We start from the raw sequence: 21,997 nt of genomic DNA on the forward strand, positions 1-21,997 counted from the left end.
ATTCTGTTCTACGTTGGACACGGCTTTTGTTCCTATTCCTACTCTTGTTCCGGTCCCTTACCACCATACAGGGTAAGTAACGGTTCTTGAACCCGAACTTGTCCCGTAATCAAAGGAACCACTTCCTCATAATCCGTAGAATTCGTTACAATGATAGGTGTTACCGTATGATAACCTGCAGCCTTGATCTGAGCGATATCGAATTCCAGCAGCAAGTCTCCCGCTTTCACCCGATCACCTTCCTGGATATGTGATGTAAAGTGCTGACCATCTAGCTTAACCGTATCCACCCCGACATGGACCAAAATCTCAGCCCCCGTATCCGATACAACAGCCAGTGCATGTTTCTTCTTGAAAGCCACGGTAATTGTACCGTCAAAAGGAGCAACGACTCGGCCGACTGCTGGCTCAATGGCAATGCCTTTGCCCATCGCGCCCGATGAAAATGCCGGGTCAGGTACATCGCTAAGATCCACAATGGTTCCCTCGATCGGGCTGAGTACTTCTTGATCCGATGAAGCCGCTGTTCTTTCGGATGGCTTGGTGGTTTCCGTGCTTTTTTCTTTTTCTTCTTCTTCAACCGGATCTTTGAATCCCATAATGTAGGTCAGTGCAGCCGCAACAACAAAGGATACGCAGATCCCAAGGATCAGTCCAGGGAAGCCCTCTCCACCCGGTCCATAGAAGATCGGTAAAGTCAGCAGGCCTGGAGCGCCCGAAGCGAATGCCTGAGTACCTGCTTGACCAATGATGGCCCCACCTACCGCACCACCGATAACTCCTGCGATGAATGGACGTTTGAGTGGAAGAGTCACACCATAGATGGCAGGCTCAGTAATCCCGAACAGGGCTGTCAGTGTAGATGAACCTGCCAGCGTTTTCAGCTTTTTATTTTTGGTTTTCAGCATAACACCGAAGGCAGCTCCGGTCTGTGCGAAGATGGAAGCTGTCGCAGCCGGCTTGACGCCATCACGCCCATATACAGCAACGTTATTAATGAATACGGGAATGAGACCCCAATGAATTCCGAAAATAACGAGCAGCTGCCAGCTTGCACCCATAACGGCTCCTGCCAATAACGGACTGAATCCGAAGGCGGCCACGAGTCCTGATGCAATGGCATTACCTACATATACTCCAAATGGACCGAATACGAGCAAGGTAAGAGGTACCATAATGACAAGCAAAAATAATGGAGTGACAAAATTTTTCACACTTTCGTGAAGAACTTTATTGAAGAATTTCTCCAATTTGCTCATGACGATCACTGCCAGAATAATAGGAATAACGGTAGATGAATAGTTCATCAAAATGACAGGAATCCCGAAGAAATCAATTGGCGTACCCTCCGCCTTGAGTGTAACGATGGAAGGATAGATTAATGCGCCTGCGATCGTCATCGCCACAAACATGTTACCCTGGAATTTGCGGGCGGTTGTAACCGCTAACAGCAACGGCAGGAAATAAAACAGACTGTCTGCCGCCGCAAACAAGATCTTATACGTGGTTTCCGTCGTTTCCAGCCAGCCGACATTACTTGCAATGAGCAGCAATCCTTTCAGGATACCGGCCCCCGCCATAACCCCTAGCAGCGGAGCAAAAATACTGGAAATCACATCAATAATGCCGCCTAGGCCTTTTGCGGATTTCTTCGGCTGTTCCTTTTCGGAAGAGTCATCCAAAATGTTGCTGATCTGACCAATGGCGCTGTAAACTTCAGGCACCTTATTGCCAACGACCACCTGGAACTGACCCCCGTTTTCCTTGACTGCGATAATTCCCTCTGTCTTTTCCAGCTTGGCTTTGTCTGCCTTGGCATCATCCTTCAATACAAACCGCAAACGTGTTGCGCAATGTACCAGTGATACCACATTCTTTTCGCCGCCGACCAGCTCGACGATCTCTTTTGCGAGTTTTTCCTGACTCATGCTGTGCACCCCCATATTTACTAAAACAGGCATCTTACCGATTTTTTTGCACGCAAAAAACCTAAGCCTTGAGTAAGTTTTGGACACAAATCGGGTCCTGTCTTCTCATGACTTAGGTTTTGCCTGCATAACCAGTAACAATCCCAGTTAAATCGTATTCAATTCCTGTTAATCTCATATTATTATGATTTAACCAAATTTGTCAACATTTTAATTATTAACGATTAACGACACGTTCAATGTGGACGGTCAGATACAATTTCTCTTCGTTGGTAAGCTGATGGTTATATTCCTTGTTAACGAACATTTCGATTTTCTCCGCACATGCCGCTGCTTCCGGGTGCTTCTCTTTGATCATGTCATAGAAGTGGTCATAGTTGTTGTCATAATGCGTTCCGCTTAATACCCTCTGGGAGAAGAACTTCAGATGCGTAATGAAGCGAAAATAACTGAGAGACTCTTCATCGAATTCCATCTTGAAGTGATATTTTGCTATATTAATAATCTGTTGAATAAACTTCGTGATGTTCATCGTTGTAATGACTTCTTCATTCATCTCTGCATTGACAATATGCAGGGCAATATACGCTGCTTCATCCGGTGGAAGCTCAATATCCAGTCTGGTCTTAATCTGCTCCAGCGTTTTCAGACCCAATCCGAACTCAGCCTTGTACAGCTGTTTGATTTCCCACATCAGTGCATTCTTGATTTCAACCCCTTCACGATATCGTTCAATCGCAAAGTTAATGTGATCTGTTAGGGAAACATAGATATTTTCATTCAAATTGCGACCGAGATTCTCTCTGGCGTAGGTAATAATTTCCTCTACTATCTCGATTAGTTCCATCGGCACTTCGCGCAGCAGCATTTTGAAATTGTCGGATGTCTGCTTGTTTTTAAGCGCAAATACTTTCTGGATGCGGGTCTCGTCTACTTTATCCCCCGGTTTTTTCTTAAAGGCAATCCCACGCCCCATCACGACAAGCTCTGCTCCATCCGCTTGATAGATGCTAATGACGTTATTGTTGATAACCTTTGCTATTTTCACTTCAATCCCCCCGTCACGATCCACTCTCTTGGCAGTCATATATCACCTTTTGGGCGTACAAAAAAAACCTGAAGCATCACAAAATAAACAAGACATGTACGTCTGTTTTTTTGGTGCTTAGGTTTTGCCTACTTCAAGTAGTAACAATCCCAAAACGATATAATTGCGTCAAGTATAGCGCGAAGAGACATATATGTCAACGCTTTCAATGAGGGAACAATCGGAAGTTCCATGAAGAATGGTCCTTCCGATCATATGAGGGAGAATTATCCCGATAATGCACTTTTTACTCTTCACCTAAATTGCTGCCATCCGATTCAATAACATTTTTGTACCAGTGGAAGCTCTTCTTCTTGATTCGCTTCAGGTCACCCTTACCTTCATTGTCACGATCCACATAGATGTAACCATAGCGTTTTCTCATTTCTCCCGAAGAAGCACTGACAATATCAATAGGCCCCCAGCTGGTATAACCGATTATCTCTACACCGTCCTGCAGAGCTTCACCCATCTCGGCAACATGGCGTTTCAGATAATCAATGCGGTACGCATCATCAACCTCACCTTCAGGTGTAACCACATCATTGGCTCCAAATCCATTTTCCACAACAAACAGCGGTTTTTGATATCGGTCATGCAGTTGATTGGCTGTAATACGGATACCTTTGGGATCAATCGTCCAACCCCACTCCGATTTTGCCAAATATGGATTCGCTACAGAACCAAATACATTGCCGGTCGTCATGTTTTTGACCACTTCAGGGTCCGTGGAGGTTGTACGACTTGAATAATAACTAAATCCGATATAATCAACGGTATGGTTTTTCAGAATTTCGTCATCACCTGGCTGCATGGCAATATTCAATCCATGGTCCTTGAAGAAACGTTTAGCATAACCCGGATACTCTCCTCGCGACTGAACATCAATGAAGAAATAGGACTCCCTGTCTTTCTCCATGCCCTGGAATACATCTTCCGGATTACATGTATACGGATAGAAGCTGCCTGCCGCAAGCATACAGCCAATCATTGCGCCGGGAATTATCTCGTGACAGGCTTTAACAGCCAGCGCACTTGCCACCAATTGATGGTGTGCGGCCTGATACTGGATCTCCTTCACATTTTCACCATCCTTGAAGACAAGACCCGCGCCCAGGAATGGCAGATGCAGCAGCATGTTAATTTCATTGAAGGTCATCCAGTATTTCACCTTGTCCTTGTAACGGCTGAATACGGTTTTGGCATAGGTTTCAAAAAGACCCACCAGTTCACGACTTCTCCAACTGCCATATTTCTCAATTAGATTAACTGGTACATCGAAGTGAGCGAGCGTAACCACAGGCTCAATACCGTGCTTCAACAGTCCATCGAACAAGCGATCATAAAATTGCAATCCCGCTTCATTTGGCTGTGCATCTTCTCCGGTCGGGAAAATCCGTGCCCAGGCAATCGACACTCGCAGCGCTTTGAATCCCATCTCGGCAAACAAAGCAATATCCTCGGGATAACGGTGGTAAAAATCAATCGCTTCATGTGAAGGATAGAACTCAGTTTCCAGCGGGGTCAATGCAGGAACATTGCCCTTCATGATGCTTCTGCGATTCTCTCCTGTCGGCAGCAAGTCAACAATACTTAGTCCCTTGCCATCTTCCAGATAAGCGCCCTCCGCCTGATTGGCAGCAATGGCTCCACCCCACAAAAAGTCTTTGGGAAACTTAAAATTAGTCATCATTCAATCTCCTTCCAAATATGTAATTCTGTTATCCGCTCCAATCGCAAGAAACACTAATATGACAAAATATTTATGTTGAATTACACATTTACATCATAAACGGAGGGGACAGAAAAAATCTGGAGAAGCGGAGTTAAAAGCTTTCTGAAAGAAAGCTGCTTCGGAAGCATACGCTTCGCCTTTACAGAGATCGGAAGATTGTTCTGTCAGCGCAGTGTCCAATGTAAAATCGTTCGTTCAACTTAAATACAAAAAACCCGAACCAGCCTGGATACACGTTGCAGTGTAAACAAGCCAGCTCAGGTTATGCCCATATCGGTAACATTCCCAGATCACAATTATGCGGATGGATAAAACTTTAGCAAGGAATAAGGACACTGTCAATATCATTAATGTTTCTCCGGGGTGAGTCAGCTTCAGTCCTGCAAATAAAAAGCTCTACAGGTACCTCCGAAAATCATATTCTGTTCCGCTTCAGACAAGGTACACACATGGTTCCTAACTAACTCAAGTACTTCGGAGTATGTAGCCGACACCATGCTGACAGGCCAATCCGAGCCAAACATTAATCTATCCGAACCAAAAGCATTGATGGCGACATCTAGATAAGCTGTAAAGTCTTCCTGCTCCCAATTCTCCCCATCCGCTTCAGTAACCATCCCGGAGAGCTTGCAATACGCATTCGGATGTTCAGCCAGAGAATAGAGAGCTTCCATCCAAGGTGATAGCTCCCTTGACTTAATATCCGGTTTCGCCAGATGATCAAGCACAAAACGCTGCTCCGGGAAGCTTCTCACCAGCTCCACTGCGTAAGGCAGCTGCTCTTTGGACACCAGCAGATCATACGCCAGATTATGCTGCTGAAGCAGAGCGATGCCTCGCTGAAAATCCTTACGCACTACAAATTTCAGATCAGGTTCATCCTGTATGACATGACGTACTCCCTTCAACCAGGGATTCGCTGCATATCTCTCAAGCTGACTCTCAGCTTCAGCTGAGCACAAATTGACCCATCCCACAACACCCTTGATAAACGCATACTGCTCTGCCAATTGCAGAAGCCATTCCGTCTCCTTCACGGATTGTCTTGCCTGGACAGCGACACATCCCGAAAATCCTGAATTGATAAGCAACGGCTCTAAGTCCTCTGGAAGAAAGGAACGGCGAATTACGCCCATATCATCCCCAATCCATCCATAATCGGCGGTATTATAGCTCCAGAAATGTTGATGTGAATCCAGCTTCATGGATATCTCCTCCTGTAACTTTATTTAACCGAAAGAAATACATGATTGCAACGCTATTCTTCCTTTCCGCAAAAAATGTCTTTTGTGTAATCACTAATTTCTATATGAATTTTCTTCCAATAATAAGGGTATGTACATCCCTTGAAACATGATATATTTACAATTCAGAAAACGCTTTCAATACTTTATTTGGAGGTGATCCCATTTTATTGTCACTTAACTTGTGACGTGCTGGGCTTGTTCCCAAAACAGACAGGAATGATAAACTATTCTACTATTCCACAATAAAGGAGATTATGTTAATGAACAAAAACCGCAAATCGGTCCTCTCACTCACTATCGTAACAGCAATGATCCTGTCCTTGTTCTCATCCGCCATCGCCTCTGCTGCTACAGATGAGACGGTTCAGACAAGTGCTGCCGCAGCTCCTACTAATATTCAATCCTACGTTACTGCGATGGAGCCGGGCTGGAATCTCGGTAATTCACTGGATGCTGTTGGTGCAGATGAAACGGCCTGGGGTAACCCGCTAATTACTCAGCAGTTGATCCAAAGTATCGCCAATCAAGGCTACAAGAGTATTCGTATTCCAGTGACCTGGCAAGCTCACATGGGGGGAGCACCCAACTACACTATTGATACCGCTTACATGAATCGGGTACAACAGGTTGTAAACTGGGCACTTGATGCTAATCTGTATGTCATGATCAACATCCATCACGATTCATGGCAGTGGATCAGCTATATGGAGAATGACCATGCCAATGTTCTTGCACGGTACAACTCTGCCTGGACTCAAATTGCAAACAAATTCAAAAATGCGTCCACCAAGCTGATGTTCGAAAGTGTAAATGAACCACGCTTCACCGAAGGTGGTACAACGAATACTGCTACTGCATACGCGTTGCTGGATGAGTTAAATGTATCTTTTCATAAAATCGTGAGAGCATCGGGGGGAAATAATGCAACACGTCCATTGGTCCTCCCAACGTTGCATACCTCTTCCGCTCAACCAGATCTTGATGCATTATCCCAGACGATTGCGAAATTGAATGATCCTAACCTTATCGCTACAGTCCACTACTATGGCTTCTGGCCATTCAGCGTAAATATTGCTGGGTATACGAAATATAATGCTGAAGTGCAAAAGGATATTACGGATACCTTCGACCGTGTGTACAATGCTTTTACTGCCAAAGGCATTCCGGTTATCGTCGGTGAGTATGGCTTGCTCGGCTTTGATCAGCACACAGGCGTCATTGAGCAAGGTGAGAAATTGAAATTCTTTGAATTCATTGGCCAATACCTCCGTTCGAAGCAAATGACCACCATGTTATGGGATAATGGACAGCACTTCGGCCGTACCAGCTTCACCTGGTCTGACCCTGACCTGTATAACACGATGAAAGCAAGCTGGACAGGTCGTTCGTCCACTGCTGAATCCGATCTGGTATATCTGAAAAAAGGGGCTGCAATTCAGGATAAAACCGTAAAACTGAATCTCAATGGCAATACATTTAGTTCTCTTGTCAATGGTAATACAACCCTTGTGAATGGAACGGATTACACCATCAGTGGTGATGTGCTGACATTGAAATCCAGTCTATTGACCAGACTGACCACTTCCGGCAATCTTGGCGTCAATGCCAAGCTGACCATCAAATTCAACAAAGGCGCAAACTGGAACCTGAATATCATCAAGTATGATACGCCTAAACTGAGTAATGTAACGGGCACAACGAGCTCATTTGCGATTCCGACTACCTTTAATGGCAATCAATTGGCCACCATGGAAGCAACGTATACAAATGGAGGGAACGCGGGTCCGCAAAACTGGACTTCATTCAAAGAATTTTCCTACACCTTCAGTCCGAATTACAGTAATAACGTGATTGAACTGAAACAAAACTTTTTCAACGAAACGAATAATGGCGAAGTCATTCTTAAGTTCCACTTCTGGAGCGGAGACATCATTACGTACAAAATTACAAAGAATGGTTCCAGTGTTGTCGGAATCTCTTCCTAATAGGGTTTTACAGCCCAATCTATAGCAGATTGGGTTTCACGAAACGTTTTGTCCAGGGCACAGGGCTCTGGACAGAACGTTTTTCATTTTTACGTGGTTAAATCCCACTGGCGATAGGAGAGCATGATCAGGCGACTTCGCCGCCTCAGTCTTTCGTGTTGCGGTTTACAATAAAAATGAAACATCTCCATTTCGGCTGTGAATGACATATGTTGCTCCCAGGCCTTTATATACAAGCCCAACACGAGCCCTATTGCTGGAAACGACATAGAGTTGTTGCGGACACAAGGTGCGACACAGCTCAATATCCTGGCAGCACTGTGGCAAGTTATTTTCGAAGACAAAGGCGTTTTTCACAACGAATTCGGGCGGAAACTGATTACGGCCTGAAGTGTCCTGAATGGAGCACACAGTGACTGCACCAAGTGCTTGAAGTTGTTTCTTCTCCTCTTCACTGTGGACAAGTACAACAACTGCAAATCCCCTCTTCAGTAATACCTCCACAAAATTCTTACCCGCCTCACCATATCCTGTCGATACAACCATCATTACTTCATCCATTACCGCCAACCTCGCCTTCACATCAGATCCTGCAAATGCCGTCTGGAGTATGTTATGTGCGAATCATAGTCCTCTATCCTTATCTCCGCAATTCAACTGCATTGGAATTCTGCACTGTTCTGATTCATTCCTGGGCATTCGGGTGAGCGTTTCTTATTTAAACTTCTCTTTTCGCTGTCATGCGCCATGTTGCTCGGTCTATCATGAGCGGAAGAAAATATCGAGTTATTCGAGTCCAAAACGCAGATATATCTCTCATTAATCGCTTACATGTGTGCATTCCAAACCAAAAATCGGTAAAACAGGCCTTTTTTCAATGGGGATTTATTTTACTTCAGCTTCAAATCAGTCGTAACATAATCGGCAGTATAGTGATAACAATAAGGTGATTTTGCCTATGGAGGTTGGAACGGTGATTGCAAATCCGCTCCTTTCTGATGCAATATGCCCTGACGTATTATTCTTTTTGACACCTTCCGTTTTGAAGAAATGATACATAAAAATGCAAATAAACCCTGGTGATATACACCGGGTCTCTTTGCATTTTCTGACCTGTTTTTTTCAATTTTTCTCTTATTGCGGTTCAGTAAATTTCACAACGATTAGTGCTTCCCCATTAGCTTGGACAGGGCCTGTGAAATTAGCCATCGCCTGTTCAATCCGATCGTTCCCATGGGGAATGAGCACAGGTGTAATCAATGGAAGTCCTGCAGCCTGAATGGCTTCCATGTCAAATTCAATCAACAGTTGTCCTGCGGTTACGGTGTCGCCGCTATTCACATGTGCGGTAAAACCTTCCCCCTTCAATCCAACCGTGTTAATTCCAATATGCACTAGCATCTGAACACCCGTTTCATGTTCCAGAATTATTGCATGTTTGCTCTTGTTCATCACATGAGCGATAACGCCGTCAAAAGGTGCAAATACTTTACCCTCAGAAGGCTCGATAGCGATCCCTTCTCCCATATGCTTTTCCGAGAATGCAGGATCAGGAACCTGCTCCAAAGCAACGGCTGTGCCTGTCATCGGTGAGGCAATCTCCAGGATACCTACTTTTGTACGATGGTTCACAGCCAGGCTGGCAGATGGGTTTGACTTTTGCGCCGGAACCTCCGACTTGTTCTCTTCTTCTGCATGGCTCGATACTTCCTCCGCAACGGGCTGATCCTTATATCCAAAGAACCAGGTAAGTGCAAAGGCAATTCCCATAGCCACCACATTGGACAAAATGTACAAAGGCAATTGACTGTTCAGATACAGCAGAGTTCCCGGAATAACCGTCACCGCCATACCAGTACCTTGCAAGTGGAACAAGGATGCGAGAAATCCACCAACAGCGCCTCCAACAAGCCCCATGATAAATGGTTTCATATACCGCAAGTTAACCCCGAAGATAGCAGGTTCGGTAATCCCAAGAAATGCAGAAAATGACGAAGGAAGTGCGAGTGCTTTCAGCTTCGTATTTTTGGTTTTCAACCCCACCGCCAGACAAGCCGCTCCTTGTGCAGCCATAGCACAGGTAATAATCGCGTTGAACGGATTAAAGCCCGTTTTCTCCAGCAATTGAATCTCCAGAAAGTTAAAGATGTGATGAACACCGGTAACGACAATAATTTGATGAAAGAAACCAATAATAATACCCGCAATACCAAATGGCAGTCCCAATACGGCAGTCGTTCCATGCAGCACCCACTCCTCCAGGGAATGGAATACCGGGCCGATCGCGAAGAGTCCCAACGTAATCATGACCGTCAGCGTAATAAAAGGGGTAAGAATTAAGTCCAGTGCCTCCGGTACACGTCTTCTCAGAACTTTCTCAAACTTCGCTCCGATCAACCCCACGAAGAACGCAGGCAGCACGGAGCCCTGATACCCGACTACCGGTATGAACCCGAACATATGCAGCGGTTGTGCCGATCCATCGGCCACAGCGTACGCATTTGGCAGCGCCGGATTCACAAGCATCAGACCCAAAACGATACCCAGAACCGGACTCCCGCCAAATACGCGGAACGCAGACCAAGCTACTAGTGCAGGAAGAAATGCAAATGCTGTATCCGTCAGGATCTGAGTAAATAGCAGGAAATTGGGCGAAATGTCTTCAGGTGTTGCACCAAATAGCGAAAGAATTTCATTCTGAGTGAGCATCCCCCGCAGCCCCATGAACAGCCCCGTTGCCACGAGCACAGGAATAATCGGTACAAAAACGTCACCAAACGTACGAATGGCCCGTTGAAAAGCATTGCCTTCCTTTTTGCCCTGACTCTTCACGTCTTCCTTGGAAGTTCCCTCGATCCCCAGCTTCTCTACCTCTTCAAATATCCGGTTTACGGTTCCTGTTCCGAAAATGATCTGATACTGGCCCGAGTTGAAAAAAGCACCTTTCACTTTGTCGATGTTCTCGACCTGCTTCTGATCGATCTTGTCCTTGTCATTCACCATGATCCGAAGACGTGTTGCACAATGTGCAACTGACGCGATATTTTCTTTGCCCCCGATGGCACGAATAACGTCCTGGGCAATCTGCTGATTATCCGACATGGTTCTTCATTCCTCTCACGGTATACTCTAATAATCCCACTTTGATGCCTGAAATTCTGCCTTGCCTGCCTGTGCAAAGAAGCGAATCTCCACACTTTCCTTACTAGGGAAGATACGGCTTGTGAATACTTCATCTCCATCATTGACAAAGATCTCAACGGAAGAAGAATCCACAAACATATGAATCTTAAGCACGTCTGCATGCAGTGCGCAGCGCCGCACATTTCCATTCCGCTCCGCGAGCGGGGCGCCTGATTCGGAGCGATCCAGGATTACTTTCTGTGCCAAGCGATCATACTGCAACACAGTCTTCTCTTCTGCGCTTGCCCGGAATTCAATGCCTACGGTCTCGGCGTCAAAATCACGGATCTCACATTCCAACTCATAAGCAATTCCAGCAAAGTCCGCGAAGGATCGGGTCTCATTTTCCAGCGTGAATTCCATATGATTCCCTTCATCATCCCCGCGAAGCTTCACCATTTCAGTGACAGGCTGCTGGATTACCTTGCCCTCCCGAAGTGACAGCTGCCGCGGAATTGTCAGGCAATGAGCCCATCCACTCTGGTCTGTCGGATACTCCAAATCCGGGAGCCCCATCCATCCCACCAGAATTCGTCGTCCATCCGGCGCCTGCATCGTCTGCGGGGCATAAAAGTCAAATCCGCAATCCAGCTCCTGAAACGGACCATGTTCGAAATGCCTTGTCTGAAGATCCAGTGGTTCGCCAATCAGATAGCCCGACTGAAAAATGTTCTGATACTCATCTCCCTGACTTTCTATTCCTTGAGGAGAAAAGATCAGCACACCCTGACCTTGCAGCTCCATATAATCGGGGCACTCCCACATGTAGCCAAACTTCGGTAGCCCAGTATGAATCTCTCCAAGAAACGTCCAGTTTCTGAGATCTGACGAGCGATATAATACTGTGCACCCGGTCTCATCCACGCGCTGGGCTCCAATCACACAATAATACGTGTCCCCCTGCTGCCATACTTTTGGATCTCGAAAGTGCTCTGTGTACCCAGAAGGTACATCGGAGATTACAGGTTGATCCACTTTGGCTATTGAACCGCTTTCATCCATAATCGCCAGACACTGATACGGATGCCTGATCCACTCTTGATCTCTTGTATTGCCTGTGTACAGCAGATACAGTTGACCTTCTTTTTCAATAGCACTGCCCGAATACGCCCCATGTGAGTCGTATGTGTCACCCGGCTGAATTCCAATTCCGACTTCTTCCCAGTTCACCAGATCCGTTGAACGGGTATGATACCAATATTTCATTCCATGCTCGGTCCCGAGTGGAAACCACTGATAGAACAAATGATAATACCCCTGATAATAAGAGAATCCGTTAGGATCGTTAAGCAGTCCGGTTATAGGCTGGATATGGTAATTCTGTCTCCACGGACATGCTGAGATCAAAGCTTCCAGCTTGCCTATTTCTCCAGGCTCTGCCTGCTCGATTCGTCTGTAGCGCTGCTCTCTAGTCATTTTCATAAAAAGTGTTCTCCATCCTCGCGAAAAGTAAAACCTAAATTAGAGGAACCGGTTCCAATATACTTAAAAAAATAATTCCATATGGCTTTGTCGCCTGCACCGTGTTCCCATATCCGCATTGGATATTTGGTGTGGAACCGGTTCGATGGAATTATCATATAGGATTCATTTATATCTTGTCAACGCTTTCTCGTGGAATAATCTCTACATCAAGGATCGTGCACTGTTCCACTGGCTCGCCTTTAACCAGACGAATAATGTGCTGGGCCGCCACTTGACCTGCCTCAAAATAATGATATTTCACCGTCGTTAGCGTAGGATGAATCATCTCGGTAATTTCATAACCACCAAATCCGGTAACCGAGAGATCCTGGGGAATTCGTACCTTGTTGGAAAAAGCAATTTTCATCACACCCAGTGCGATATTATCCGTTGCGCCCACAATAATGGTTGGTTTGCTCTCTTTCATAATCGTTTCTGCGGTAACGATAGCTTCGGACATTTTGAAGCTTGTCTCATAATACGTCACATCACATCCGCCACATTCGTCAATTGCACGCTTGAACCCCTGTTTGCGATGAATACCCACCGCCTGATCTTTCTCGGTAACACCCATATAGACGATCTTCCGATGGCCTTTTTCCACAACATGCTTACCCATCTCATACCCCGCCTGATCATCATTATGAACCAGACTGTGCAGCTGTTTATGCTGCTGTCCTACTAAGAGGACCGGAATCCCGATGTCTTCAACGGCTTTCAGATGTGCATCGGTCACTTCGGCGGCTAGCAGAATAATGCCGGACACTTTTTGTCTGGCAAAATCATATATTGCATCAATCTCGCGTTGCATATCCTGGCTCGTATTCGCGATCAGCATCTGATACTGATTATTTCTTAATTCTTCATCGATGCCAATCAATGTCTGGGAGGTTGCAAAGGAATCCAGACGAGGAACAACCGTTCCAATAATACTGGTTTTTTTGGCTTTAAGACTCTGTGCAAACGTATTGGGTACGTAATTATATTGTTTAATAATGCGCTCAATTTTCTGCCGTGTATCTTCACTAACCGAGCCACCATTCAGGAAACGAGAGACTGTACTCTTCGCCACGCCTGCCATTTGGGCGATATCCGAAATCGTTTTATTCATAATTTCTCCTCTTATTCACATTCGCATGCATTCACTTATATTATACTTCGAATGGCAGACCCTTGCGAATACTATTCCCTTGAAGCTATTAGTAAATCACACAGGACACTGGAAGCAGATGTATAATGCGTCACGGTAAAGCGTTATTGATGCATGGCATTAATTCAGCTTCTTGCAGACAAGGAACATGAGATGCTAGTATAACTTCAATTCGTAACGTGCATCATGAAATACAGCACAGAACATCATTATTCATACAGGCTATGACGGAAAGAGTACGCGGAGTTATCGTTCATTACAGGGACGCGGTGCCGAAGACTGAGAGCACCCGAAAGGAACATGCCGCCGAAGTTCACTCCCGAGCCGATTGCTGAAGAGCTGCTCCTCAAGGTCCAGCTTCTAGGACAATCCGTTCCTTGCGTTAAAAGGTCAAAGTGAGAAACAGATCGGCTGTATTCAAACAGCAGGACCGTTTCTAATTAGGGTGGTACCACGGCTTCTTCGTCCCTTACGGATGAAGGGCCTTTTTGTGTTTTTTTGCATAAACCTATATTGAAGGAGTGGATCAGAATGGATCAAAGCAAGAACTTGGAACAATTAAGAGGCCGATTGAGTGAAATTAACCATAACCTCCTGCACTTGTTGTCAGAACGGGCCCAAATTACACAGGAAATTGGTCAAATCAAGGAAAAACAGGGTGTACCCAAGTTTGATCCGGTTCGCGAAAAAGAAATGCTGGAGGAACTGACTGCGGCTAACCCGGGGCCTTTCCAAGACGATGCCATCAAGCTCCTGTTCAAACAAATTTTCCAAGCCTCCCTGAACCTTCAGGTCGACGAACACAAGAAACAGCTGCTCGTTAGCCGCAAAAATCAGCAAGAAGATACGGTCGTATCCATCGGAAACGTCAAGGTAGGTGCAGGCAAACCGATCATGATTGCTGGACCGTGCTCGGTTGAAAGTTACGAGCAGGTACGCGAGGTCGCCGCAGCGCTGAAAGCAGCAGGCATTACCGTGATGCGCGGAGGTGCATTCAAGCCTCGTACTTCTCCATATGACTTCCAGGGACTCGGAATCGAAGGATTGAAAATTCTGAAGGAAGTTGCCGATGAGTTCGGGCTGAAGACCATTAGTGAGATTGTGCATCCAAGTCATATTGAACTGGCTGGCGAGTATATTGATGTGATCCAGATCGGTGCCCGTAACATGCAAAACTTTGAACTGCTCAAGGCTGCGGGAGATGTAAACATCCCTATTCTGCTGAAACGCGGGTTGTCTGCAACCATTGACGAATTCGTGCATGCTGCGGAATATGTTGTCTCTCGGGGTAACAAACAGGTCATGCTGATTGAACGAGGCATTCGCACGTATGAAAAAGCAACCCGAAATACACTCGACATCTCTGCAGTGCCGATTCTGAAACAGGAAACCCACCTTCCTGTACTTGTGGATGTCACCCACTCTACCGGTCGCAAAGACATTCTCGCTCCTTGTGCCAAGGCAGCTCTGGCAGCGGGTGCAGATGGTGTTATGGTCGAGGTTCATCCAAATCCGGCGGTGGCCCTCTCGGATAGCGCACAGCAATTAAACATCGAGCAATTCAACCAGTTCCTCACATCTGTGAGACAATCGGGGTTGCTGAAGGATCAATAAGTTAATTAACAAACAATAAAAGCCTGACTAAAATGTGTGGTCATACAAATGCTGTATGAACACACATTTCTCAGGCTTTTGATCATCTTAATTTCCTAGCAGGAGTCTCTGTTCCAGTACATGACACGCAGCAGCTTTGACAGTATTCTCCCTTTCCTCATACTTCAATAATAATGGGCAGGATCATCGGTCTTCGTTTCGTCTGAGCGTAGATGTAATGACCGATCTCGTCTTTCAGCTTTCTTTTGATCACATTCCATTGATTCGCTCCGCTTTCGGTTAGTTCATTCATCTTGTTTTGAACCAGTTCATGAAGCTCTTTCATGAATTCCTCGGAGTCTTTCACAAATACAAAACCTCTGGAGATAATCTCGGGAGCTGTAACCATATGTTTCTCCGTTTTGCTTAGCGTAGTCACAATCACCAACATTCCATCGGAGGACAGTTGCCGGCGGTCACGCAGAACGATATTCCCGACATCGCCCATGAGCAGACCATCAACCAGACTGTTGCCTGAAGCAATTTTGGGACCCGAAGAAGCAACACCATCTTGATACTGAATCATATCCCCATTATTTACGATAAATACATGATCTCGTTCAATCCCCACAGACTCCGCGAGCTGTCTATGCTGATACAACATACGGAACTCGCCGTGAACAGGAATCAGATAATCAGGCTTCATCAGGGTCAGCATCAGTTTGAGTTCTTCCTGGCTACCATGTCCTGATACGTGCATGCCTGCTGCGCCGCTTGAACCATAAATAACGCGTGCACCGAGCACATACAGATTATCAATGACATGCGCAAGATTGCGCTCGTTTCCCGGGATCGCACCAGCGGCAATGATAACGGTATCTCCAGGTGCAATCTTCACATGAGGATGTTTGGAGGCAGCCAGGCGGGATAATGCAGCCATCGTCTCACCCTGACTTCCCGTACAGAGCACAACGACCTCATCAGGTGGAAACTGGTCCGAATCGATTGCTTCAATGAGCAGCCCCTCAGGTACATTAAGGTACCCCAGTTCACTGGCAACGGACACCACATTGATCATACTTCTGCCCAGCAGTGCCAACTTACGCCCCGTTTCGAATGCTGCATTTACAATCTGCTGTACCCTGCTTACGTTGGACGCAAAGGTTGATATAAATACTTTTTGTTTGGCACGAATGAACGCATCCAATATGTGATCACCAACGACACGCTCGGAAGGCGTGAATCCGGGCCTCTCTGCATTGGTGCTTTCGGACAGCAGTACGTGAACACCTTGTTTGCCAATCTCGGCCATACGATGCAGATCGGGATATGGCCCATTAACAGGTGACAAATCAAACTTGAAATCCCCGGTATGGACGACATTGCCGCCTGGTGTCTGAAAGAAAATGCCGAGACAATCCGGTATGCTGTGACTGGTTGCAAAAAAAGAAACCTCAATGGCACCCAGCATAATACTGGATTTGGAGTCAACCGTATGGATCTCCGCTTTGCGCAGCAGCCCATGCTCTTTCAGTTTAAGCTCAATTAATCCTCGTGTTAGTCTGGACGCATACACAGGGATATTGATTTGTTTTAATAAATAAGGAATGCCTCCAATGTGGTCTTCATGTCCATGAGTAACCACAAGCGCTCTCACCTTGTCCTGATTTTCCAGCAGATACGTTACATCCGGAATGATAAGATCGATCCCCGGCAGGGTTTCATCCGGAAATTTGGAACCACAGTCGATGACAATGATGTCCTGATTATACTGGATGAGGTACATGTTCTTGCCAATTTCATTCAATCCGCCAAGAGCAGCGATATACAATTTGTTGTGGGCGAGATCCAAATCGGATTGATCCTCCTCTGCGTTGCAATAATGACAACAATAATGCGTTGCATTTTTTTATGTATTTTTAGTATGGAAATTTTGACCCCAGTTATGCATCGCGCAGCTTTCTTCCCCATACAAAAAGGCCACAGCGAAGGGTTTCTCCACTGTGGCTTGCATTATCTGATTCATGATTAATATGATGACAAGCTAAACGAAAGACTTATCGCGCTGAAGCAAAACTTCCTGCTCATACGTTTTGATCTCAGCAATCCACTGTTCACGTACAGGCACTTGTTGCTGAGCACAATAATAATCCCAAATCGCGCCGAAAGGATAGGACTTGAACTCTTCCGTCAAAGCAAGGCGAAGCGTATAATCCCCGGCCAGTTCAGCTGATTTCAGGGCATCCACAGGTTCCAACATTGCACGTAGCAGTGCTTTAATCGTATTACGTGTGCCAACCACCCACGCAGCAACCCGGTTGATGCTTCCATCAAAGAAATCGAGGCCGATATGTGTCGTTGGAAGCAGATCATGACGTACCAGTTCGCGGGCGATTTCCAGCAGCTCATCATCCATAATGACAACATGGTCACTGTCCCAACGCATTGGACGGCTGACATGGAGCAGAATACCGCTGGTAAACAGCGCCAGCGAAGACAGTTTGTTGGATATCACTTCCGTTGGATGAAAATGTCCGGCATCAAGACAGATTAACGTATCATTTTGCAGTCCATATCCCATATAGAATTCATGTGAACCCACAACATACGCTTCGGAACCAAGGCCAAAGAGCTTGCTCTCTACCGCATCCAGATGATACTTCGGATCAAGCTTCTCAGCAAATACTTCATCCAGCGAATCCTTGAGCCGTTTCCGCGGTGTCATCCGATCGATCGGATTATCCTTGAACCCGTCCGGTACCCACACATTGGTTACACAGGTCTGACCCAGCTGCTCACCAAAGTAAGCGCCAATGCGGCGTGATGCTTTGCAGTGATCGATCCAGAACTTGCGAATCTCCGGATCAGGGTGACTTAGCGTGAATCCGTCACTTGATTTTTCATGAGAAAAGCAGGTTGGATTGAAATCCAGACCGAGCCCCTGTTCTTTGGCCCATTTTACCCAGTTCTCATAGTGCTTTGGCTCAATCCGATCCAGCTCCACTTGGTCGTCCGTATCCGCGTAAATCGCATGCAAATTAACCTTATGTTTGCCGGGAATCATGGAGAATGCCTGCTCCAGGTCTGCCCGAAGCTCTGCAGGCGTCGATGCAGCCCCCGGATACTGTCCTGTAACGGATATTCCGCCCGTGAGTTCCCCGTCTTTATTCAGAAAGCCTTTTACATCGTCCCCTTGCCAACAGTGGACAGACACTTTGATCTCCGCGAGTTTCTTCAACACTTCATCCGTATCAATTCCATGCTGGGCATATAATGATTTGGCTGCTTCATATGCTTGCTTGACTTGATTTTCCATGTGCGAAAACCCTCCTTATTATCGTGTAAATGCTGCCGGCACACCGCCATCAATGGTCATCATGCAACCGGTTGTTTTTTCCGATCTGGAAGATGCGAAGAAGGCAATGCCTTCCGCAATGTCTCTTGGATAAATATTGACGAGCAAAGTTGTACGTTTACGATAGTACTCTTCCAGTTGGTCCGGTTCGATGCCATAGGCTGCTGCACGTTCATTTCTCCATGAACCGTTCCAGATCGCTGAACCTTGCAGGATGGCATCCGGGAGAATTGTATTCACACGAATGCCGTATTCCCCACCTTCCGCGGCGATGCAGCGAGCCAAATGAGCCTCAAGCGCTTTGGCGGAGCTGTAAGCAGAGGCACTTTTACCCGCATAAACCGAGTTTTTGGACCCGATAAATACCATACTGCCCCCAATCCCCTGCTGTTTCATCAATTTGAAGGCCTCACGCGCCACAAGGAAATACCCCGTACCCAGCACACTCATATTCAGGTTCCATTCCTTCAAGGATGTTTCGTCAAATGGACTGGAGGTGGCCAAGCCCGCATTGTTCACGATGATATCCACTCCGCCATATTGGACAGCAACTTCGGCATATGCTGATTGCACGGCTTCCTCATCGGTTACATCCATCTTCAATGCATATGCGCGATTCGCACCATATTGGTCGTTAATTTCCTGAGCTACCTTCTGCGCTCCTTCAAGGTTTAGATCCGCGAGAACGACATGTGCCCCTTCGGATACCAATCTGCGAGCCGTTTCACTTCCAATTCCACCGGCACCCCCGGTAATGAACGCCACTTTGCGGGAAAATTCGGTCTCTGCCGGAGCAAGCGATAATTTGTACAGCTCAAGCGGCCAGTACTCAACATTGTAGGATTCATTGGCGCTGAGGGATACGAATTGGCCCAAACTTGTCGCACCACGCATCACGGCAATGGCTCTATGATACAATGCCCCGCTTACCTGGGACAGCGCCCAGCTCTTGCCTGTGTTAATCATACCCACACCCGGGATGAGAATGACACGAGGCGCAGCTTCGAACATCACGTCACCTTCGTTTTTATTGCTATCAAAATACGCTTGATATTGTTCTTTGTAGGCGGCTACGCCTTCCACCAGCTTGGACTTCAGCCCTTCGATATCCTCCGCGTCCGGTGTCCAATCAATGAATAGAGGTACCACTTTGGTGTGAACCAAATGATCGGGGCACGCCGCGCCCACCTGTGACAGCTCTGGTGAGTCCACTCCTCCAACAAAGGCGAGCACATCCTCCTGATCGTCAAAGGACAAAATCATTTTTTTGCTATCCGATACCGCTCCCCGAATGGTCGGCATTACTTTGGATACGATCTGACGACGAACTTCTGCCTCAAGCGCGGGATGTTTCTCTCCGCCAAACAGGCTTTCTTCGTCAACACGTGCTTCGATGAAGGCTTCCGCTTCATTAATTATTTTGATCGTCTGCTCGTAACATTCTTCGGAGGTTTCTCCCCAAGTCACAAGTCCGTGCTTCTCCATCAGAACCAGTTCGGCGTTTGGATTTGAGAATACGCTTTCAGCAATCATCTTGGATAGTGTGAATCCGGGACGCACATAAGGAACCCATACAAATCGGTCCCCGTAAATCTCTTTCGCCAGTTCTTTTCCGTTATCTGCACAACACAGACTAATAATTGCATCCGGATGGGTATGGTCCACATGTTTATATGGAAGGAACGCATGCAGCAACGTCTCAATGGACGCACGTGGATGTTTGGAATCGATCATGCAATGTCCCAGATATTCAACCATCTCTTCATCCGACATGGATTCACGTTCGATTAATGGACGAATGTCTTCAAGTCCAAGGCCTGTAAAATGATTCGCCTGCATAGAAGCGAGGTCAGATCCGCTGCCTTTTACATACATCACTTCTATATCACGGCCGCGAAAATCTTTCACCGTCGTTTTGGTAGACGTGTTACCTCCGAAAATGTTACAAACACGACGATCTGCACCAATCAGATTGGATCGATAGACCAGTTGCTCCAGTCCGGTTGTTTTCTCCGAAGCCTGTGATGAATTCCATAAACTCTGTACCATTTGTTCCCCTCCGATAATGTTTGTTTTATTCCTAATCAGAGTTTATCATCTTTGTTTTGTTTTGAAAACAAAAGATTTTAAATATAAACGGAAAAATTCAAAAGGAGGTTGTTCTAATGATTCACTATTAAAGAAACACCCTGACGTATTGGTCAGAGTGTTTGGGTGAGATTTTATCCTCAAAAGAAGCTTGAATCCTTCTCGGTAATTGTTGGAACCTTGTATGGAAAGATAGATCCTAGTAGATCCCTGCTTTTTGGGATGTATTTTTAATTCCATAGGTGTCGTTAACGACCGTGTTGCCAAAGCTTGTCAAACTTCCGTTAGGGCCCGTAGCCAAATCCAAATAGCTCAAATCAGAGTTGTTGCCATACCAGGACCAAGCGAGCCAGCCTACGCCTTTTTCCTGACCATATTTCATGATCGCATATTCATCGACATCCCCGTTCGTGTGGTATCCACCAAACTCACCGATGATCAGGGCCAATCCTTTGTTCAGCACGCTTTCCATGTTGGCTTTGACGGTTGCCGCATCTTTACCGGCATATTCATACATGTGAATGGAAAATACCGTGTTTTTTTGTGAATCTGCTGCAAATACACTTTGTCCATAGTCCACGATGGACTGTGGGTACTGCCCCCAGCCGGCTGCATCCACAATCAATGTATTGTTAATACCGGCATTTCTTAACTTCGGAATCGCCTTTTTGTATCCATCAGCCCAGGCACTGCCGTTCCATGTTCCATACCATTCATTCGCGATATTTACGATAACCCTGTCTTCTTTGCCAATGAGTGCTTCCTTGATGCTAATCCAGTAGTTCACCACTGCATCCAACGAATTATAGTCATCCTTACCTGTTGCATCATGTACTTCAAGCACCGCAATCATTTTGTTTGCGCTTACAACATTAATGATGTTTTTAACGGAGTTCAGATCGTCTTTTGTGTACTGTACACCATTGGACAGCACAATTCGTACGGTGTTGGCACCTGTTTTGGCAATCGCAGGGATAGCCGTGTTCAGATCATTCTTAAACCAGGAGTGTCCATGATTGACACCTCTCATAACAAATGCCTTGCCTGTGGAATCGTACAATTTGCCCCCACTTACATAAAATCCTGTAGCAGCAGACGCTTTGGGCGCAGCACTTCCCAGAATTACTAACATAAGTGCAGCAATTACGGTAAAGACTGTACACTTTTGCAACTTGACCATTC

Annotated in this window: 14 protein-coding genes; 2 read left to right on the forward strand and 12 right to left on the reverse strand. The window is 46.2% G+C overall.

What is annotated here, in order from left to right; genetic code table 11:
- Positions 1-38: 38 nt before the first annotated feature.
- The 4 genes from Q0V21_RS10860 to Q0V21_RS10875 all read right to left on the reverse strand — a co-directional run bounded on the left by Q0V21_RS10860 (position 39) and on the right by Q0V21_RS10875 (position 5,955).
- Entirely contained in the window at positions 39-1,928 is a 1,890-nt protein-coding gene (locus Q0V21_RS10860) for a beta-glucoside-specific PTS transporter subunit IIABC (RefSeq protein WP_301878870.1), read from the reverse strand.
- A gap of 217 nt (positions 1,929-2,145) precedes the next feature.
- Entirely contained in the window at positions 2,146-2,976 is an 831-nt protein-coding gene (licT, locus tag Q0V21_RS10865) for a BglG family transcription antiterminator LicT (protein ID WP_079344759.1), read from the reverse strand.
- A gap of 286 nt (positions 2,977-3,262) precedes the next feature.
- On the reverse strand, positions 3,263-4,705 hold the full coding sequence (locus Q0V21_RS10870) for a 6-phospho-beta-glucosidase (protein ID WP_079344295.1): 1,443 nt from the start codon (positions 4,703-4,705) through the stop codon (positions 3,263-3,265).
- 419 nt (positions 4,706-5,124) lie between these two features.
- The gene (locus Q0V21_RS10875; protein ID WP_301878871.1) at positions 5,125-5,955 is read right to left on the reverse strand and encodes an amidohydrolase family protein; all 831 of its coding nucleotides are present in this window, start codon (positions 5,953-5,955) and stop codon (positions 5,125-5,127) included.
- Between the two features lie 302 nt (positions 5,956-6,257).
- Here Q0V21_RS10875 and Q0V21_RS10880 point away from each other — a divergent pair, with 302 nt between their 5' ends.
- Entirely contained in the window at positions 6,258-7,982 is a 1,725-nt protein-coding gene (locus Q0V21_RS10880) for a cellulase family glycosylhydrolase (RefSeq protein WP_079344293.1), read from the forward strand.
- A 165-nt stretch (positions 7,983-8,147) separates the two neighbouring features.
- Here Q0V21_RS10880 and Q0V21_RS10885 read toward each other — a convergent pair whose 3' ends face one another.
- The 4 genes from Q0V21_RS10885 to Q0V21_RS10900 form a co-directional block, all read right to left on the reverse strand.
- Complete coding sequence (locus tag Q0V21_RS10885; RefSeq protein ID WP_079344292.1) at positions 8,148-8,543, reverse strand: hypothetical protein; 396 nt, start codon at positions 8,541-8,543, stop codon at positions 8,148-8,150.
- Between the two features lie 573 nt (positions 8,544-9,116).
- Positions 9,117-11,084 carry a sucrose-specific PTS transporter subunit IIBC gene (locus Q0V21_RS10890; RefSeq protein ID WP_301878872.1) on the reverse strand — a complete coding sequence of 656 codons (1,968 nt, stop codon included), beginning with the start codon at positions 11,082-11,084 and terminating at the stop codon, positions 9,117-9,119.
- 27 nt (positions 11,085-11,111) lie between these two features.
- Entirely contained in the window at positions 11,112-12,587 is a 1,476-nt protein-coding gene (locus tag Q0V21_RS10895) for a glycoside hydrolase family 32 protein (RefSeq protein ID WP_301878873.1), read from the reverse strand.
- Between the two features lie 169 nt (positions 12,588-12,756).
- Positions 12,757-13,740, reverse strand: a complete 984-nt coding sequence (locus Q0V21_RS10900) for a LacI family DNA-binding transcriptional regulator (RefSeq protein WP_301878874.1) — start codon at positions 13,738-13,740, stop codon at positions 12,757-12,759.
- Positions 13,741-14,310: 570 nt separating this feature from the next.
- Between Q0V21_RS10900 and Q0V21_RS10905 the strand changes: the two genes are divergently transcribed.
- A complete protein-coding gene (locus tag Q0V21_RS10905; protein ID WP_024633852.1) occupies positions 14,311-15,393 on the forward strand; it encodes a bifunctional 3-deoxy-7-phosphoheptulonate synthase/chorismate mutase in 1,083 nt (360 codons plus the stop codon).
- 157 nt (positions 15,394-15,550) lie between these two features.
- On the opposite strand, the gene Q0V21_RS10910 is transcribed toward Q0V21_RS10905, so the two are convergent.
- The 4 genes from Q0V21_RS10910 to Q0V21_RS10925 form a co-directional block, all read right to left on the reverse strand.
- Complete coding sequence (locus tag Q0V21_RS10910; RefSeq protein ID WP_079344288.1) at positions 15,551-17,224, reverse strand: ribonuclease J; 1,674 nt, start codon at positions 17,222-17,224, stop codon at positions 15,551-15,553.
- Positions 17,225-17,416: 192 nt separating this feature from the next.
- Positions 17,417-18,688, reverse strand: coding sequence for an L-rhamnose isomerase (gene rhaA / locus Q0V21_RS10915; RefSeq protein ID WP_079344287.1), 1,272 nt, complete (start codon positions 18,686-18,688; stop codon positions 17,417-17,419).
- Positions 18,689-18,706: 18 nt separating this feature from the next.
- Entirely contained in the window at positions 18,707-20,776 is a 2,070-nt protein-coding gene (locus tag Q0V21_RS10920) for a bifunctional aldolase/short-chain dehydrogenase (protein WP_301878875.1), read from the reverse strand.
- Between the two features lie 238 nt (positions 20,777-21,014).
- Positions 21,015-21,947 carry a glycoside hydrolase family 5 protein gene (locus Q0V21_RS10925; protein ID WP_483312374.1) on the reverse strand — a complete coding sequence of 311 codons (933 nt, stop codon included), beginning with the start codon at positions 21,945-21,947 and terminating at the stop codon, positions 21,015-21,017.
- Positions 21,948-21,997 lie beyond the last annotated feature (50 nt).

The organism is Paenibacillus sp. 11B (assembly GCF_030487755.1).
Lineage (GTDB): Bacteria > Bacillota > Bacilli > Paenibacillales > Paenibacillaceae > Paenibacillus > Paenibacillus vandeheii.

Excerpts from the sequence above, each read along its gene's own strand:
- Q0V21_RS10885 (WP_079344292.1), bottom strand. The coding sequence starts at position 8,543 with ATGGATGAAGTAATGATGGTTGTATCGACAGGATATGGTGAGGCGGGT.
- Q0V21_RS10900 (WP_301878874.1), bottom strand. The coding sequence starts at position 13,740 with ATGAATAAAACGATTTCGGATATCGCCCAAATGGCAGGCGTGGCGAAG.
- Q0V21_RS10895 (WP_301878873.1), bottom strand. The coding sequence starts at position 12,587 with ATGAAAATGACTAGAGAGCAGCGCTACAGACGAATCGAGCAGGCAGAG.
- Q0V21_RS10905 (WP_024633852.1), top strand. The coding sequence starts at position 14,311 with ATGGATCAAAGCAAGAACTTGGAACAATTAAGAGGCCGATTGAGTGAA.
- Q0V21_RS10870 (WP_079344295.1), bottom strand. The coding sequence starts at position 4,705 with ATGACTAATTTTAAGTTTCCCAAAGACTTTTTGTGGGGTGGAGCCATT.
- Q0V21_RS10880 (WP_079344293.1), top strand. The coding sequence starts at position 6,258 with ATGAACAAAAACCGCAAATCGGTCCTCTCACTCACTATCGTAACAGCA.
- Q0V21_RS10890 (WP_301878872.1), bottom strand. The coding sequence starts at position 11,084 with ATGTCGGATAATCAGCAGATTGCCCAGGACGTTATTCGTGCCATCGGG.
- Q0V21_RS10860 (WP_301878870.1), bottom strand. The coding sequence starts at position 1,928 with ATGAGTCAGGAAAAACTCGCAAAAGAGATCGTCGAGCTGGTCGGCGGC.
- Q0V21_RS10875 (WP_301878871.1), bottom strand. The coding sequence starts at position 5,955 with ATGAAGCTGGATTCACATCAACATTTCTGGAGCTATAATACCGCCGAT.
- Q0V21_RS10920 (WP_301878875.1), bottom strand. The coding sequence starts at position 20,776 with ATGGTACAGAGTTTATGGAATTCATCACAGGCTTCGGAGAAAACAACC.
- rhaA (WP_079344287.1), bottom strand. The coding sequence starts at position 18,688 with ATGGAAAATCAAGTCAAGCAAGCATATGAAGCAGCCAAATCATTATAT.
- Q0V21_RS10925 (WP_483312374.1), bottom strand. The coding sequence starts at position 21,947 with ATGTTAGTAATTCTGGGAAGTGCTGCGCCCAAAGCGTCTGCTGCTACA.